Source organism: Exiguobacterium sp. s63, assembly GCF_018617335.1.
Lineage (GTDB): Bacteria > Bacillota > Bacilli > Exiguobacteriales > Exiguobacteriaceae > Exiguobacterium.
Genome location: NZ_JACSKB010000001.1, coordinates 238,202 through 255,779 on the forward strand (window position 1 = coordinate 238,202; position 17,578 = coordinate 255,779).

Here is a 17,578-nt window from a genome sequence, read left to right on the forward strand (position 1 = left end):
ACGTTCCTTATCATCTTGTCATAAAATGACGAAACTGAGAAGATGCATCATGATTTTTTTATGACATTCTTCTGAGAGTTCGTCTTAGCACGTCTCACTTAACTGATGTGAGATATCACCAATCGCCACTTCCTTATATTGATTGTTCGAATACTGAATCACTGTCAAGCTCGTCCCTTCAATCTCATCATCAAACCACAACTCAGATATATTTGCTTCCCTGATTTCTCGTAAGATCGCTTGAATGACCATTCCGTGTGTCACAACCAGAACATTGCCACTCATATTCGCTTGAATGATATGTTGCATTGCAGATGAAACCCGATTCGTGAATGTCAACATGGCTTCTCCATGATTCAACCGATGATCATATTGACTCGGATTTGACCAAAATGTTTCAAATACATCCATTCGTTCGATTTCGTCTTCCGCCTTCCCTTCCCAGACACCAAATGAAATTTCATCCAACTCATCTAAGATATGTACCGGTGAATCTAATGATACGTCCATCGCTTCTAACGTTTGAATGGCTCTACCACTGGGGCTCACATACACGGTCTCAAAAGCAATCGTTTGAAGTCGGTTTCCTAACTTTTCCGCATTCAAGACACCCTCGCTTGTTAACGGCGAATTTTGCCGGCCTTGTAAACGTCTTGCTTTATTCCACTCTGTTTGTCCATGCCTGACGACATACAACGTTAACATCTTAATCTCCCTTTCCTCTCTACATTAAAAAGAGGAGCCATCCGCGCCGATGGCTCCTCTTCACAAGAATAGGACCTATGTCCCGACCGCTCATCGTGGCTCTATGATGAGCTTAATGGCAGTACGTTCCTCTCCGTCAATCATAATATCAGTAAAGGCCGGAATGCAAATCAAATCGAGACCACTTGGCGCGACGAAGCCTCGGGCAATCGCGACGGCTTTGATGGACTGATTCAGCGCACCTGCCCCGATTGCCTGTATCTCACACGTTCCTTTTTCACGTAGCACACCCGCTAAAGCACCCGCAACGGAGTTAGGGTTCGATTTTGCCGAAACTTTGAGTACGTCCATTCTTGTTTCCCCCTCGGGTAGGTTGTTCAATCAAACCAGACGGTCTGATCATCTAGGTGTATTCGTTCGATTTTTGTCGCTCGTTTCGTCTGATCATCGATTGTAATGAAAACTCCATTAAGTTGTTCCCGTCCCTCGGCAACTTCAAACCGAACTGGGAGTTGTGTCATAAATTTTTTTAAAACGACCGATGCATCCATCCCGAGCACCCCGTCTAATGGGCCGGTCATGCCGACGTCTGTAATGTAGGCCGTCCCGTTCGGTAAGACACGCTCGTCCGCCGTCTGCACGTGTGTATGTGTCCCGACAACTGCTTGAGCACGTCCGTCGAGATGATAGCCCATAGCGATCTTCTCACTTGTCGCCTCGGCGTGGACATCGACAAAAATCGCATCGACCTCGTCCCGTACTTCTTCGACGAGACGGTCTACCGTACGGAATGGACAATCAAGAGACGGCAAGAAGACATTTCCCATGACGTTGATCACGGCCAATTTCTTTCCGTTTTGTTTCAACTTCATCATCCCGACCCCAGGTGTCCCGTCTGGATAGTTGGCCGGACGGACAATCCGGTCAGCGTCGTCGATCCAATCAAAGATGTCACGGTTGTCCCACGTGTGATTCCCCATCGTCACCCCGTGAAAGCCGAGCTCTAAAAATTGTTGATAGATTTTTTTCGTGAGACCCCGACCGTTCGCCGCGTTCTCGCCATTGACGAGCATGAACGTCGGGTTGTATTTGTCTTTCAAGCGACTAATTTGTTTCGTTAATATATCACGGCCGGGTTTCCCGACCACATCACCGATAAATAAAATTTTCATATAAAATCCTCCCTCAAACAGAAAAAGCGGAGAAATTCTCCGCTTCGTTTACTTCGCATAATCGACGGAACGTGTTTCACGAATGACCGTCACTTTAATTTGTCCAGGATAGTCGAGTTCATCCTCGATTCGCTTACAAATATCGCGTGCCATCTTACCGGCGACGACATCGTCGACGACATCAGGGCGAACGATGATCCTGACTTCTCGTCCTGCTTGAATCGCATACGATTTCTCGACGCCCTCAAACGACTCACAGATTGATTCGAGACGTTCAAGACGACGGATATAGCTTTCAAGCGTCTCTTGACGAGCTCCAGGACGCGCTGCCGATAGGGCATCAGCCGCCGCCACAAGGACAGCAATCGTCGATGTCGCCTCGACGTCCCCGTGGTGGGAAGCAATCGAGTTGATGACGACCGGATGTTCTTTGTACTTCGTCGCAAGTTCTACACCGATTTCAACGTGACTACCTTCGACTTCGTGGTCAATCGCTTTACCGATGTCGTGTAAGAGTCCTGCCCGTTTCGCGAGCGTGACGTCCTCCCCGAGTTCGGCTGCCATCATCCCTGCAAGGTGAGCCACCTCGACCGAGTGAGACAAGACGTTTTGACCGTAACTTGTACGGTAGCGCATACGACCGAGTGTCTTGACGAGATCTGGATGGAGTCCATGAATGCCGGCTTCAAACGTTGCTTCTTCTCCGTACTCACGAATGCGTTCATCCACTTCACGGCGAGACTTCTCCACCATCTCTTCAATGCGAGCTGGGTGAATTCGACCGTCTTGAACGAGTTTTTCAAGCGTCATCTTCGCGATCTCACGACGAACCGGGTCAAATCCTGACAAGATGACAGCTTCTGGCGTGTCATCGATGATGAGGTCAATCCCAGTCAACGTTTCAAGCGTCCGGATGTTACGCCCTTCGCGACCGATAATGCGACCTTTCATCTCGTCACTCGGTAAGTTGACAACGGATACCGTCGTTTCGGCGACATGTTCAGCAGCATATCGTTGCATCGTGAGAGATAAGAGGTGTTTCGCTTTTTTATCCGCTTCTTGTTTTGCTTTTTGCTCGATTTCTTTTTGAAGGAGAGCAGCATCGTGAAGCGCTTCCTGCTTCGCTTCGTCCATGATGATGGTACGTGCTTCATCTTTCGAGAGGGATGCCACGCGTACAAGTTCTTGGCGTGCCTCTTCGTATAACTCCTCCACTTTGCTTTCGAGCATTTCTGCTTCACGCTTGCGTTTTTCGAGTCCTCGTTCCTGTTCATCTAGTGAATCTTCTTTCCGCTCGAGCATGTCTGCTTTGCGGTCGAGAAGCTCTTCTTTTTGAACGAGGCGATTCTCTTTTACTTTCTGGTCTTCGCGACGTTCACGTAATTCTTGTTCCGTCTCATTACGAAGTTGAATCATCTCTTCTTTTACTTCAAGCCGTGCTTCTTTTTGCATCGCTTCCGATTGTTGTTTTGCTTGCTCTACAATCTTAGTCGCTTCCGTCTCGGCACCTTGAATCTTCGCTTCGGCGATCGATTTACGCACAAAAAAACCTGCAACAAAAGCTATCGGCAAAAGGAGGATCAGAATAAGCCAGTATAGCCATTCCATCATGTTCACCTCCCTTTCGCAAGGTTATTTTATTTTTTTAATAAGTGAGATACACGGGCTAGCCCGCGCATAACTTTATTGTACTTATTTAAGAGGGAGAATGCAATGCACGGACAGGATAGAACTACCAATTGCCTAAAAAATTATACTAAAAAAATCTCACTCGAAAGAATTCGAGTGAGACGATGTGCTTATTCGTCATCGAGAAGCGAGAGGACTTCGTCGTCTTCACCTTCAACCGTGACCGTTTTTTCGCCGTTCAATCCATAGTGATCACGAATTTGTTGTTCAACTTCAGCCGCGATCGCTGGATTTTCTTTCATGTATTGCTTGGCGTTTTCACGACCTTGACCAAGACGTTCTTCATTGAACGAGTACCAAGCTCCGCTCTTTTGAACGATGTCGAGGTCGGCACCGATATCGATGAGTTCCCCTTCACGTGAGATCCCCTCACCGTACATGATATCGACTTCCGCCGTTTTGAACGGTGGCGCGATCTTGTTTTTTACAATCTTGATCTTCGTACGGTTCCCGACCATATCTTGACCTTGTTTGAGTGTCTCCGCACGACGAACTTCAAGACGTACAGATGAGTAGAATTTCAAGGCGCGGCCACCAGGAGTCGTTTCTGGGTTACCGAACATGATCCCGATTTTCTCGCGAATTTGGTTGATGAAGATGACAATCGTTTTCGATTTGTTCGTCGCACCAGACAACTTACGAAGTGCCTGTGACATCAAACGAGCTTGAAGACCGACGTGCGAGTCTCCCATTTCCCCTTCGATTTCGGCTTTCGGTACGAGTGCCGCGACCGAGTCGACGACGAGGATATCGACCGCTCCTGAACGAACGAGGGCTTCTGCGATTTCAAGGGCTTGTTCCCCAGTGTCTGGCTGTGAAAGAAGCAACTCATCGATATTGACTCCAAGGTTTTTAGCATACTTTGGATCGAGCGCATGCTCGGCATCAACGAATGCTGCTTGACCGCCACGCTTTTGAACTTCCGCAATCGCATGAAGCGCTACAGTTGTCTTACCAGAAGATTCCGGTCCGTATACTTCGATGACACGACCACGTGGATATCCACCTGCTCCGAGTGCGACGTCAAGGGCGATTGACCCTGAAGGGATGACCGATACTTGCTGGTCTGTATTTTCACCAAGGCGCATGATTGAGCCTTTACCGAATTGTTTCTCAATTTGGCGTAATGCCATTTCTAACGCTTGTTTACGATCACTCATAGGTAAATGAGCCTCCTTTAATTGATACTTTTATTATACGTGAACATTTCATGATACACAAGTTTTTCACGAACATTTATTCGCCTTTTTTCATTTGTTGAATGAGCGTCCATAATCCATCCTTTGCAGCTCGCATGCGGATGATATTCCGTTCTTGATGGGGGTAATTCCGTTCGATGACCTCAATTCCGTCCGGTGTCTTCACTCCGATATAGACCGTACCGACCGGACGACCTGAATTCGATGTCGGTCCCGCCTCACCAGTAAAAGATAGAGCATAGTCGGCATGTGTCCCCTTGGACAATCCGCTCACCATCTCATAGGCTACTTCTTTTGAGACGACCGAATGTTGTTCAATTGTATCAAGAGAGACCCCTAAATACCTATTTTTTAGCTCATTCGAATACGCCACAACTCCCCCTAGAAAAACAGCTGACGCACCAGGTGTCGATGTAATCATTGACTGAACTTCACCACCGGTCAACGACTCGGCAACAGCGAGCGTCTGATTCAACCGTGACAATGATTGAATGAGATGTGATGCGATTGTTTCATCGTCAGAACCGAAGTAGTACGAGCCGACCCGTCTCAGAATTTCGGTCTTCACTTCTTCAATCATCTGGCGTGCGGTCGCTTCGTCCGTCGCACGGGCACTAATTCGAAGCCTTGCCTCGCCCGTCTCGGCATAAGGGGCGACGGTCGGATTCGAACCGTCCAATAAGTCTTTCACGGCATCGTCGAGAGCGGATTCCCCGATTTCATAAAAGCGTAACGATTCCGAGACGAGTGTCGCACCTGAGAGTTTCTTTGGAAACGTAGCCTCGACCAATGCCTTCATCTCTCGTGGCACGCCCGGTAAAAGCATCCATGTCGTCTCCCCGTCAATCCACATCCCCGGAGCAAGTCCAACTGGATTTTGTAGCACATCGGCACCGCTTAGCACATCGGCTTGACGAGCATCCCCGTCATTCATCTCCCGGTCGCGTGACAGAAGGAATCGTTGAATCGTTTCATACGCTTCCATATCCCGTACGATTGGACGTTCGAGTAAGTCTGAAAGGACCGTTTTCGTAACGTCATCTGCCGTCGGTCCGAGTCCTCCCGTGACAATGACAAAGTCGGAACGGCGACGGGCGGTATCGAAAATCTCTTTCATTCGTGCCGCGTTATCCCCGACAACTTGATGATACAAGACTGGCACGCCGTACTTCGACAGTTGTTCTGATATGTAACTCGCATTCGTATTGACGATTTCCCCTAAGAGCAACTCGCTTCCTACCGCAATGATTTCGGCTCGTTTCATCTCAATTCCTCCTCGACTTCAAAAAAAAGACGAGCTAGATCAACCAACTCGTCTCTGTCGACTTACATCGACTTCACAATAATTTTATAGTTTTGTGCGAAATACTCGGCACCCGAATAAATTGTCAGGGCAAGGGCCAACCACATCGCCCACTCACCGAACGGAATGCCGACATAGCTGAAAATCGGATTACCGAACAGTAAGAAGATGATCGCAAAAAGTTGCACCCACGTCTTTGCTTTTCCAGACTTTCCGGCCGCGACGACAATTCCTTCATCGGCAGCGACGAGGCGTAAGCCCGTGACCGCGAATTCACGTGACAAAATCACGACGACGACCCACGCTGCGACGAGATCCATCTCCACAAGCAACACGAGTGCTGCCGTGACGAGCAATTTGTCTGCGAGCGGGTCCATAAATTTACCAAAGTTCGTGACTAAGTTATGCTTACGTGCCAAATGACCGTCCAACCAGTCCGTAATGGCCGCAATGGTAAAAATCACACCAGCAATGAATTGGTGAACAGGGACATCGGCACCTAAAAAGGCAATGCTTCCCCAATCAAAATCAACAGCGAGTAAGACGACGAATACGGGGATCAAGACCACGCGTAGCATCGTCAATCGGTTAGGTAGGTTCATGTAGAACGCCTCCTCTTAGAAGGAGAGTCGACTTATTCGGCGTCGACTCTCTTTACAAAAATATTTTGTGTGACCGGAGACTCTTGAAGCTCGAGCTCACGACCGTTGACGACGATTTTCTCAACGCCTGCAATGAGTCCGATTCGAATACGAAGCGTGTCCGTCTCGGCGTCTTCAATGACAATCGGGTTCTGTTTCGACTGGTTCGGATACTCCGGTGCAAGGAAAGCCCCTTCTAACGACGTATCACGAACACCAACATAGGAAGCAGGTGAATCTTTTACATAAATCTCAGTCGAAAGTTTATCACTTGTCGCGAGTTCATATGTGATGTCTGCTCCGTTCGATTCGGTTACCGCAATCGGACCAGATTCCGCTGGCGGTTCTTCTTCGGCAGGTGTTTCTTCAGCAGGTTCTTCTTCGGCTGGCTCATCTGACGGGACATCTTTATTTTGATCGACCGTGACCCCTGAACTTGGCGGTTCGGCCGGACTGGCATCCTGACCACCAAAATCGATGCTTCTCACTGCAAAATAAACGGCCGTGATGAGCAAGAACACCGTGAGGGCGAGAAGCACTTTCGGGACCCAACGCGAGACTCGACTCGTCGACTCTGAAGCTTTTGAATACGTCTTCTTCCGAGAAAGTTGAACGGTTGGCTGTGCCTCGATGACCGGTAAATCTTTAGCATACGTCTCATACAGTTCATCCACATCAAGACCGAGCGACTCCGCATACGTTTTGATGAACGCCCGTGCATAGAAAGAGCCAGGGAGATTTTTGTAATCACCTTCCTCAATCGCGATGATATAGCGTTTTTGAATCTTTGTCGTCTGCTGGATTTGGTCGAGCGTCAATCCGCTCTCTTCACGCTTTTGTTTCAAAAAAGTCCCTAGTTCTGTCACAGGGGTCCACACCTTCCATTCACATAATTATTCAAACCATTCTGACTCACGATGCGTTTCTTGTGGGATGATTATCGTTTCATCCGGATTGTTTCTCAATTCAATAATATAATCAAAGTCTTCATACACGCAATCGGTGTTTCGGACATATAGGTCAGGGTGTTCGATGACTTTCACAGCAGGCAACCGCATGACTTCACGGATGAGCTGTCGATGTCGCTCATCCATCGTACGGGTAGAGACAGCACCATCGATTATGTATACGTGATCGCCTTCCCGCTCCTCTTCAAACAAGGAGGTCCGAACGGTCTGTTTCATCAATGTCGAGGATAAAAACAACCATCGTTTGTTCGCACATACACTTGCTGCGACAATCGATTCTGTCTTTCCGACACGCGGATTACCGCGTACCCCAATCAACAAATGACGTTCTTCCTTCATCAGTTCTGCGACGAAATCCACGAGGATTCCTAGGTCCTCTCGGACGAAGCGGAACGTCTTCTTGTCATCACTGTCATGATCGATATACCGACCATGCCGAATCGCAATCCTGTCCCGCAACTTCGGACGGCGCAATTTAATGACGGCGATGGCTTCCATTCGCTTTAAAATATGCTCGAGACGATGGACGTGATCAGCAGCCGGAGCTTTAAGCAACATCCCGCGACGCTGAAGATCGACCCCATTGATGGTCACGATGGAGATTTGGAGCATTCCCATGAGAGACGCGATGTCTCCGAGGATACCCGGTCGATTTTGACACAATTCATATTCGAGATACCACTCTTCGAATTTATGTTCCATCCCCAACCATCCTTTCGAGCGAGTTCGCTACCTAGCCTATTTTAAATTATTTTAGAAGAATTGAAAAGAACAGGTTTGTGCGGATACAATCATTGCCATCCGCCATCGATGCGTAACACGGCGCCTGTCATATACGAGGCATCTGATGAACATAAGAATCGGATTGTCTTGGCCACATCCTCAACATCCCCAAGACGACCAAGCGGAATGTCATCCGTCACCATTTGTTTCGTCTCTTCTACCGTATCATTCATCGGCGTATCAATCCACCCTGGGGTCACCGCATTGATTCGAACATTGAACGGTCCCGCCTCTCGCGCGAACGATTTGACAAAGCCAAGCTGTGCCGCTTTGACGGTCGAATAAAACACCTCAGCCGCCGCTCCAACTTCTCCCCATACACTAGAGACGATCACGATGTCGAGTTGACGGGCATACGGTTTTTTCGCAACGACAGACTGAATGAGTCGCACCATGGCGCGAACATGTACTTCATAAAGAAGGTCGAGTTCACTGATTGATTGGTCAACAACTAGACCATGTTGTGCGTGACCCGCCACATAAACGATGCGATCGACGATATCGATAGAGGATACCCATTCCTCAACGGCGATTCGGTCAGACAGGTCGCAGGTGATCAGTTCGGCTTGTACCTTTTCCGTCTCAATCAATCGCGCAAGTCGATCACGACCTTGATTCGCATGTAAGATTAGCTCGTCGTCACGAAAAGCGAGCGAGACGGCGCGACCAATGGCACCGCTCGCTCCAACAATCAACGTCTTCATGGTTTTTTGACGATGCATACCGTTCGTTGTTCAGTACGGAACAATCGACTGTACGCTTCGTATAGCTCATCTCGTGTGATGGCATCGATCAAGTTCGGAATATCAAACAGATTCCCATCATTCAGCGCATAGCGAGAAAATTGATTAGCGATGAACTCTGGTGAATTCAAAGCTTTTAAAAATTGCCCTTGCATCATGCGTTTCTTCCGGTCCAGTGTCTCTTGAGTGAGTTGAAGGGGACGTTCCAACGCCTCTGTCACCCGTCCTACAAACGTCTCAACTTCAGGTGTCTCCATTGACAAGGCGGCGAAGGCGAACGTTTCTTCTGACGTGTAGTCGAACGAGAAGGCATCATCAATCAAGCCTTCCGCGTACAGTTCTGTATAGAGTGGCGCTGTCGTGTCGAAGAGGGCATGCATGAGCAGCTCCACTGTCAACTCTTGCTTGAGGCCCGCTTCCCCTGCTTGCGGGACATCTTTATACCCAATCATGACTTTCGGTACAGAGACATCCATTTCGATGATGCGTTCTGACAGACGAACCGTTAGCGGTTCATCAATCGATTCACGGGTACGTAACGTCGGTTCGTCAAATGATTTGGCGGACTGATTGTTCTGAATGAGTTCGAGCATGTCATCCGGCTCGATATTCCCGACAACGAACAGTACCATGTTGCTCGGATGATAGAACGCTTGATGACAAGTATATAAATCTTCCGCAGTGATTTCAGCGATCGATTCGATTGTCCCGGCGATATCAATCTTGACAGGATGCGTCTCGTACATCGCATCAATCAAACCGAAATACAATCGCCATCCCGGGTTGTCTTGATACATTTGAATCTCTTGTCCGATGATTCCTTTTTCTTTCTCCACTGACTCTTTCGTGAAGTAAGGAGTCTGGACGAAGTCAAGAAGCGTTTGCACGTTCTCTTTGACATTCGATGTGGCACCGAACAAGTAAGCCGTCCGCGTGAAGGAAGTGAAGGCGTTCGCTGACGCCCCTTGACGACCAAATTGTTGAAAGACGTCACCGTCCTCCTTCTCGAACATCTTATGTTCTAAGAAATGGGCGATACCATCGGGAACCTCTACCCAGTCCTCTAGTTTGAAGCGCCGGTCAATCGAGCCATATTTGGTCGTAAACGTCGCAAACGTTTTTTCATATCCGATTTTTTTCAGTAAGTAAACGGAGAGGCCATTTTCGAGAACATGATGATGTAAGGTCTCCCCGACATTAGGAAAATCTAATTTCATGCTTCTCCTCCTTTCAAGCAATACACGGCTTCGAGCTCAATTTCTTTTGCAAGAGCGACGACTTGATCTCGCGTCGTATTTTCAATGATCGCCATCTCTTCATCTAAAGAGAATGGGCGAATGTCTGACCCACTCATCCAGCCAATCAATTGACGTGGACTGTCTCCGAGTTGACGACGTTGATGGAACAACATTTCTTTCGTCTGTTGTAACGTCTCATCTTCAAACTCCCCTGCCTGTAATGCCTTCAATTGTTCCTCGATGATCTGTTCGGTCTTTTGCTGGTTCAACGCATCGATGCCGGCATAGACGAACAATTTCCGACTTAGGGAGCTGTATTGAGAGGCGGCATAGTACGCCAAACTCTCCTTTTCTCGGACGTTCATGAACAGTTTCGAGTGAGGGAATCCGCCGAATAGTCCATTCAGGACCTGCATGCGAATCGCATCTTCGGTCCTTGGATCGACATCAATGGCATAAGCGAGATGAAGCTTACTTTGTTTAATATCTTGATGTTCTTCTAAACGTTTGAACTCTGCCCGACTTGCTTCAGGTAACAGACGCGAGCGACGTGTGCCGAGAGGTTCTAATGGTTCGAAGGCCAGTTCGACTTGCTCACGGCTGACGTCACCGACGACATAGATGTCAACACGATCGTTTTGAATCATCGACTCATAAGCCTCATACAACGACTTTGGTGTTACGTGGTCGAGTTGTTCGAGCGTACCGAGTGACGGAATCGCAAGCTCTCCTCCAAGCATCTCTTGCAAACGCTGTTGGGCGAAGCGCATTTTGTCATCATAGACCGATTCGATGCGTTGACGCTGTAACCGACGCTCCTGCTCTACGATCAGTGGTTGAAATGCTCCATCATAGGCATTTGGACGAAGCAACACGTCTTCAAGTAACTTGATTGCCTGACTCAACACATCTTCTCCGACAAGATGATCGTTGACGACTTCAAGTTGGAATTGGATGACATGTTCTTTACCGATTTTAGATGCTCCCGCGTACAAATTCGTATCAAACAAATCTTCTAGCGGTGTGTGAAACAACTCGATGGACGGATACGTCGCCGTCGACTTCTCCATGATGAATGGGAGCAATGCCCGATCCGCAACCGTCTCTGCCGACAACGGTGCGGCGAATGACACGAGACATGTCGTCGTTTTAAATTTTTTGGTCGGATAGACCGAATAGTGCAATTGATGTTGGAACTGAACGATCCCTTTCATCAGCCGATCACTCCTTTTTTCGTTTTGGTTGAAACACGGCAGCGCCGCGTGCATATTCTTGGTCCGGCACCCCTGCCACGACATTCGCGTAACGGGCGACTGTAAATAAGTAATCACTCAAGCGGTTAAAGTAAGGCAACTGCCGGTCAGCGACACCGAGAGCCGCTAAGTCACGCTCGACCCGGCGACAGACGGCGCGAGCCACATGTAAGCTAGATGCGGCAACACTGCCACCCGGAAGGATGAAGCGCACGAGTTCTGGACAAGACTCTTCCCACTCATCCATCCAGCGTTCGAGCTCCGTCACAATCGATAAATCGACCGTTTTCGGAGGTTCTTCCGTATACATCAGTTCCGAACCAAGGTCGAACAAATCATGCTGGATCTTCGTCAATTGTTCTCGAAGTGTCGCATCCTCCTGATGAGCGATGGCGAGCCCAATCTGACTATTCAATTCGTCAAGATGACCCATCGCTTCGATTTGAGGATGATGCTTCTCGACCCGACTCCCAATCAATGAGGTCTCACCGGTGTCACCGGTACGTGTATATCGTTTCATTCGTCTCCCCCCATAAAATGCCACAAATGGTGACTCAAACGAGTCACCATTATGAGATGTGTGGTTGTTCAAATGGTAAGTAAATATCGAAGGTCGTACCGACACCGAGGGTACTTGATACACTGACTTTTCCGTGATGGGCATCGACCACGTTTTTTACGATGGCAAGGCCGATTCCTGTCCCTGTCTTCGAACCACTCGTTCTTGCCTTATCGGCTTTATAGAATCGTTCGAAAACAAACGGTAAGTCTTCTTTAGGAATTCCGTGTCCCGTATCAGTCAATTGAATCCGTAACCCATCGGTTTCTTCCGTTGCCACGATCCGAATCTCACCAGAGTCGGTATGGGCGATGGCATTGCCGATCAAGTTCGTGAACACTTGTTCGAGACGGTCCCCGTCTGCTTCGATGAGACGGTGCGGTACGTCCGTCTGTAAATGAATCTCTTTTTCAGATGCCATTTGATTAAACTTCCGCATGACACGAGGCAAGAAATCACCGATATCAAACGTACTGAATTTCATCGTCTCTTTACCCGATTCGATGCGTGCCAAATCCAATAAGTCATTGACGAGTCGTGCCAAACGGAGCGATTCGTCATAGATGATGGAGGCGAACTCTTTCGTCGCCTCGTCGCTCTCTGTCATGCCATCGATGATGGCTTCTGAATATCCTTGTAGCGTCACGAGCGGCGTTCGAAGTTCGTGGCTAATGTTCGCCACGAAGTCGGTCCGCATCTTATCGAGACGATGGCTCTCGGACGTATCACGAAGGACCACGACAGCCCCTTCGAAATCATCTTCACCGACGAGCGGTGTGACCGTGAGTGTATAGTACCGATCGTCCTGCTTCACTTCAATCGTCTTTTCGGATGCCCCCTCCATCACTTCTTCATAGAGTGACAAGACGACTTCATGTGGTTGCCCCTCATGAAGCAACGGACTCGCTTGAGGATTCGTGACAATCACGTTCGCATGACGATCGAGTGTGATGACACCGTCCGCCATCGAACGAAGAATCGACGCAAGTTGCAACCGTTCCCGGTCGAGCGCATCGACATACTTCGCCAGCTGACTGCTCATTGCGTTGAAGGAAGCAGCGAGTTCGCCAATCTCATCTCGTGTTTTCGTCTCGAGACGTAAATCGAACTGGCCTTCCCCCGTCTTATTGACAGCATCACGCATTGCTCGAAGCGGCGCCGTGATTCGAGTCGATAGGAAGAACGCGAAGACGGTCGTGACAATGATGGCCGAAGCAACGGTCCAAAGAATAATGGTTCGTGCCCCCGCGTTCGCACTTGAGATGGCATCGAGTGGTTCTAGTAAGTAAAGCGTATATTGACCACTCGACAACGTAAATGTGGTTCGGTAAGCAAGAGCCGCCTGATCGTCAAAAGAGGAAAAGTTGCCGATCGCCGTTTCTCCTGCTGCCTGGTACGCTTCCCAATCTTGGCGACCAAGTTCGACCATCAACTCATCCACTTGATTCCCGAAGTTGGAACGAACGGTCCCATTCTCCAAGATGTAGTTGGCCCCATAAACTTCGATAATTTGATCAATCGTTTGGGACGTGTCACCTTCATTCAATAATACCGATTGAACCTGTCCTCCAAGTTTGGCGAGATGTCCTCGTTCTTGGTCAATGTGAAACGAATTGAAAAATTCGAGCATCAATACCGAGACGATGAATAAGATGACACTGACTAAAACGAGAATCGTCAGCCATAGTTTCGTGACGATGCTGTTTCGACGAAGCATCATTCACTAGCAGCTTCGAACTTGTACCCGACACCCCATACAGTCGTGATCATGTGCGCCGCATCTGGCGAGACGCGGTTCAATTTTTCACGTAGGCGTTTCACGTGTGTATCGACGGTCCGAAGGTCTCCGAAAAATTCGTAGTTCCATACTTCTTTTAACAGTTGCTCACGAGAAAAGACTTTATCCACCTGTTTGGCTAGGAAGAATAACAATTCATATTCTTTCGGTGTGAGTGCAATCTCTTCTCCGTCAACCGTGACACGGTGTGCATCGTTATCAATCGTCAAATGTGGGAAAACAATCAAGTCTTTCGATTTCTCGCTCGTTTGCATGAATTTAGTCGAGCCAGAACGACGAAGGAGTGCCTTGACACGAAGAACGACCTCACGAGGACTGAACGGTTTAACGATGTAATCGTCCGCTCCGACTTCAAATCCTTGAACGCGATCAATTTCTTCACCTTTCGCTGTAAGCATGATGACCGGTGTCGCTTTCGTTTTCCGAAGTTCTGTGCATACTTCGACTCCGTCCATTTTCGGCATCATCAAATCAAGTAAGATGACGTCGTATTCGTTTTCAAGGGCGAGCGCAAGTGCCTCTTCGCCGTTGATGGCTTCTTCAATCACATACTGTTCACGTTCTAAGTACATTTTCAAAAGTCGACGAATTCTCTCCTCGTCGTCAACTACTAAAATCTTCGTTTTCTCAGCCATATGTGAAACCCTCCTAAGACCCATTACGAGTTGTAGTGAATGTTGCACAATTGTGAACATTCCACTCTCTGCCATAACTATACCACTCTATTATTTCGCTTCACAACGATGATTTGGTGGACCAAATGAAAAAGAAGTCACAATTGTGACTTCTTTTGGGTCATGCATATGAATGAAGACCCGCGATGACCAAGTTTACGAAGACGAGGTTGAACATGATGATTCCAAATCCACCGACACATAGCCATGCCGCTCTCGTACCTGTCCATCCGCGCTGAATCCGCATATGCAAGTAGTAGACATAGGTGAGCATCGTAATCAATGCCCATACCTCTTTTGGATCCCATCCCCAGAAACGGTTCCAGGCAATCTGCGCCCAAATCATCGCGAAGATGAGACCACCGAGAATAAAGACGGGTAAACCAATCGCAACCGAACGATAGCTGATTTCATCAGCAAGGTCGAGATCGACTTTTTTCGCAAGCGGTTGAAGTGCCTCAGCGACTCGTTTACGCAAAATGACGAATCGAAGTAGCACATAAATCACAATTCCACCGATGATTGACCAAATCAGTGTGTTCAACTTGAGCGTGTTAATCCAGTTCGGCAATTCGAGTGACAAACCACTCGCACCAGACAATAACTGAGCACCCTCCGGTACGAACAAAATCGGCATAAAGTATTCATACGATTCGGCTTGTCCTCGGTCGTTCGTGAACTCGACGACACCACCAGCGCCAATCCCTTTAAAGAGCATCGAGACGAGGATAAAACCGAGCGTACACATGAGGACGAACATCGTCACTTCGAGCCACGTCCGTGATTTCGATTGCTCTTTCATTGATGTTTCATTCAATAAGAAAATGAGCCCCGAGGCGAAACTGATTGCCAAAATCCCTTGTCCGAGCGCCGCCGTTGTAACGTGGATTTTTAACCACACGCTGTTCAATGCTGGAATGAGCGGCGCGACTTCGCTTGAAAACATTGATGCGAAGGCAATAACGAGTAACGCCACCGGCATCGCAAACAAGCCAAGTACGTCATTCTTATAAATTCCGTACACAACGAGGAATCCAACGACCATCATCATACCAAAGAACGTCGTGTACTCGTATAAGTTCGATACCGGTGCATAACCGACACCTGCCCAACGCATAAAGAAATATGTCAATTGAGCGATAAAACCGATAATTGCCAAGATATATGCATACTTCCCGTAAGCAATCCGGTTGACGTTCCGTTCTTTACGCATGCCACTCACAGCAATGGTAAAGAGCACCGTTGAGATTGCGTAAAGGAAGAACGCGATAAACAGCATACGGCTGCTCCATTCAATCCATTCCATCAAGATTCCCCTCTTTCATCTATTGACTCGTTCTCAGATTTCGATGTGAACCTTGCCTGGTCTTCCCACATCGGCAGTCCTGTTTGCTCTAGTAACGGTGAAACCTCCCGACGGAGCGAGGACGGGTTTTTGTTCGTGAAGCCCGCAACGAGCACATCGTTTTCATGACGACGAATCCAGACACGTCGATGTGGCCAATACATTCCCATCACGATCCCAATCATGAAAATCGTTGCACCGACGATGAGAATTGGATATGTCGAGTCACTCTTCACTCGAAGTCCGCTCGTACTCGCCATCTCGGTACCCGCAAATTTCACTTCATAGCGGTTGTCTTCATCGGCTACATTGAGTCGAATTCCAATCAAATTCGATTCTGTCGCGCCATCTGGCGTTTCGACATTGAAGAAGAATGCAGGATTAAGTGCACGCGGCGATTTCGTGTTCGGTTGTCCGTCTTTTACTTCAAAGTCGGGATATAAATCCTTCAGCGAAACCGTGACTCCATTGAGATCATACGATTGTTCCGGATTCTCCAAATCAACTTTAAACGGACCATACTCATCACCTGTTTGCTTATCAGCGAGCATGAACGACATCGACAAGAACTCCGGACGACTCGAATATTGCTCCTGATACACTTCAAACTTATCGAATTTAAACGGGTGGTTGACTTTTGTCGAACCAGTATCGATTTGTTCGAGTTGCGGCGATCCGTCCTCGTTCATTCCCGTTTTTTTGAATAATGTCAGTTCGGTCTCATAGTTTTTAGGAACGGCTCCCGCTTTTTCAATGGCTGCTGCAAATTTCGCATCTTCTTCATTGTTTTCCGGGTCGTACATCTCCAGGATGAACTGATCGTTCCGCAAATAATATTCACCGTCCGTCGCTTCTAACGAAACCGTATCTCCTTCGCGCACCCATTCGAGCGTGTCCGTATGGAATGCAGGGAATACGCGGAGCATCGCCCCAAGGAAGAAGATGACGAGTCCGACGTGGTTGACATATGGACCCCAACGTCCGAAACGGTGTTTCTCCGCCAGTAGCGCATCTCCGTCCCGTTTGACATGATACCGCTTCTTCTTGAGTGCAACCTCCATCTCATCCATTTGGGCATCAGTTGCTTCACCTTGTCCGAAAAGACGTTGCCCTTTCATAAAGCGTTCTGTACGTCTGACCGGTTGATGTTTAAGTGCCTTATAGAGCGGGACACCTCGGTCAATGGATACAACGATAAGCGAGAGCGTCAACATGACAATCAGACTGATATACCACCACGATGTATATAGGTTATGGAATCCGAGGGCATAATAAATCGAACCCGGTGTTCCATACTCCTCCAGATAGTACTGTTCAGGAGGTAACTGTTGTGGGATATACATCTCTTGAGGGAAGATTGTTCCGATTGCCGAACCGACAATAATCAGACCAATCAACCATAAACCTACTTTGACCGAAGCGAAAAAGCTCCATACGCGGTCAATGATCGATCTAGGACGACGCTTCGACCGTAAATCAGCGCCATCATATTTCATATCTAGCATCTG

At 48.2% G+C, this 17,578-nt stretch carries 17 protein-coding genes; all 17 read right to left on the minus strand.

The window, feature by feature from the left end; translation table 11 throughout:
* Positions 1 to 84: 84 nt before the first annotated feature.
* Positions 85 to 705, minus strand: coding sequence for a histidine phosphatase family protein (locus tag KNO90_RS01235; RefSeq protein ID WP_214740922.1), 621 nt, complete (start codon positions 703 to 705; stop codon positions 85 to 87).
* A 90-nt stretch (positions 706 to 795) separates the two neighbouring features.
* The gene (locus KNO90_RS01240; protein ID WP_012726477.1) at positions 796 to 1,056 is read right to left on the minus strand and encodes a stage V sporulation protein S; all 261 of its coding nucleotides are present in this window, start codon (positions 1,054 to 1,056) and stop codon (positions 796 to 798) included.
* 26 nt (positions 1,057 to 1,082) lie between these two features.
* On the minus strand, positions 1,083 to 1,877 hold the full coding sequence (locus KNO90_RS01245; RefSeq protein ID WP_215112837.1) for a TIGR00282 family metallophosphoesterase: 795 nt from the start codon (positions 1,875 to 1,877) through the stop codon (positions 1,083 to 1,085).
* 48 nt (positions 1,878 to 1,925) lie between these two features.
* Entirely contained in the window at positions 1,926 to 3,488 is a 1,563-nt protein-coding gene (rny, locus tag KNO90_RS01250; RefSeq protein ID WP_483299182.1) for a ribonuclease Y, read from the minus strand.
* A 188-nt stretch (positions 3,489 to 3,676) separates the two neighbouring features.
* Positions 3,677 to 4,726 (minus strand): recombinase RecA, encoded by a 1,050-nt coding sequence (recA, locus tag KNO90_RS01255; protein WP_012726480.1) that lies wholly within the window; start codon positions 4,724 to 4,726, stop codon positions 3,677 to 3,679.
* 76 nt (positions 4,727 to 4,802) lie between these two features.
* Positions 4,803 to 6,029 (minus strand): competence/damage-inducible protein A, encoded by a 1,227-nt coding sequence (locus KNO90_RS01260; protein WP_215112838.1) that lies wholly within the window; start codon positions 6,027 to 6,029, stop codon positions 4,803 to 4,805.
* A gap of 62 nt (positions 6,030 to 6,091) precedes the next feature.
* Complete coding sequence (gene pgsA, locus KNO90_RS01265) at positions 6,092 to 6,670, minus strand: CDP-diacylglycerol--glycerol-3-phosphate 3-phosphatidyltransferase (RefSeq protein ID WP_214740930.1); 579 nt, start codon at positions 6,668 to 6,670, stop codon at positions 6,092 to 6,094.
* A gap of 32 nt (positions 6,671 to 6,702) precedes the next feature.
* Complete coding sequence (locus tag KNO90_RS01270; RefSeq protein ID WP_214740932.1) at positions 6,703 to 7,575, minus strand: helix-turn-helix domain-containing protein; 873 nt, start codon at positions 7,573 to 7,575, stop codon at positions 6,703 to 6,705.
* 27 nt (positions 7,576 to 7,602) lie between these two features.
* A complete protein-coding gene (locus tag KNO90_RS01275; RefSeq protein ID WP_012726484.1) occupies positions 7,603 to 8,379 on the minus strand; it encodes a YmfK family protein in 777 nt (258 codons plus the stop codon).
* A gap of 89 nt (positions 8,380 to 8,468) precedes the next feature.
* The gene (gene ymfI, locus KNO90_RS01280; RefSeq protein WP_251127298.1) at positions 8,469 to 9,182 is read right to left on the minus strand and encodes an elongation factor P 5-aminopentanone reductase; all 714 of its coding nucleotides are present in this window, start codon (positions 9,180 to 9,182) and stop codon (positions 8,469 to 8,471) included.
* The gene (gene yfmH, locus KNO90_RS01285) at positions 9,161 to 10,420 is read right to left on the minus strand and encodes an EF-P 5-aminopentanol modification-associated protein YfmH (protein ID WP_215112839.1); all 1,260 of its coding nucleotides are present in this window, start codon (positions 10,418 to 10,420) and stop codon (positions 9,161 to 9,163) included. The genes ymfI and yfmH overlap by 22 nt, the downstream gene beginning before the upstream one ends.
* Complete coding sequence (yfmF, locus tag KNO90_RS01290) at positions 10,417 to 11,655, minus strand: EF-P 5-aminopentanol modification-associated protein YfmF (protein WP_215112840.1); 1,239 nt, start codon at positions 11,653 to 11,655, stop codon at positions 10,417 to 10,419. Before yfmF ends, yfmH begins: the two co-directional genes overlap by 4 nt.
* A gap of 7 nt (positions 11,656 to 11,662) precedes the next feature.
* On the minus strand, positions 11,663 to 12,214 hold the full coding sequence (locus KNO90_RS01295; RefSeq protein WP_214740940.1) for a cob(I)yrinic acid a,c-diamide adenosyltransferase: 552 nt from the start codon (positions 12,212 to 12,214) through the stop codon (positions 11,663 to 11,665).
* Between the two features lie 49 nt (positions 12,215 to 12,263).
* Positions 12,264 to 13,973, minus strand: a complete 1,710-nt coding sequence (locus tag KNO90_RS01300; RefSeq protein ID WP_214740942.1) for a sensor histidine kinase — start codon at positions 13,971 to 13,973, stop codon at positions 12,264 to 12,266.
* Positions 13,970 to 14,686 (minus strand): response regulator transcription factor, encoded by a 717-nt coding sequence (locus KNO90_RS01305; RefSeq protein WP_214740944.1) that lies wholly within the window; start codon positions 14,684 to 14,686, stop codon positions 13,970 to 13,972. The genes KNO90_RS01300 and KNO90_RS01305 overlap by 4 nt, the downstream gene beginning before the upstream one ends.
* A gap of 160 nt (positions 14,687 to 14,846) precedes the next feature.
* Positions 14,847 to 16,031, minus strand: coding sequence for a c-type cytochrome biogenesis protein CcsB (ccsB, locus tag KNO90_RS01310; protein WP_214740946.1), 1,185 nt, complete (start codon positions 16,029 to 16,031; stop codon positions 14,847 to 14,849).
* On the minus strand, positions 16,031 to 17,575 hold the full coding sequence (gene resB / locus KNO90_RS01315) for a cytochrome c biogenesis protein ResB (protein ID WP_214740947.1): 1,545 nt from the start codon (positions 17,573 to 17,575) through the stop codon (positions 16,031 to 16,033). Before resB ends, ccsB begins: the two co-directional genes overlap by 1 nt.
* Positions 17,576 to 17,578: the final 3 nt, after the last annotated feature.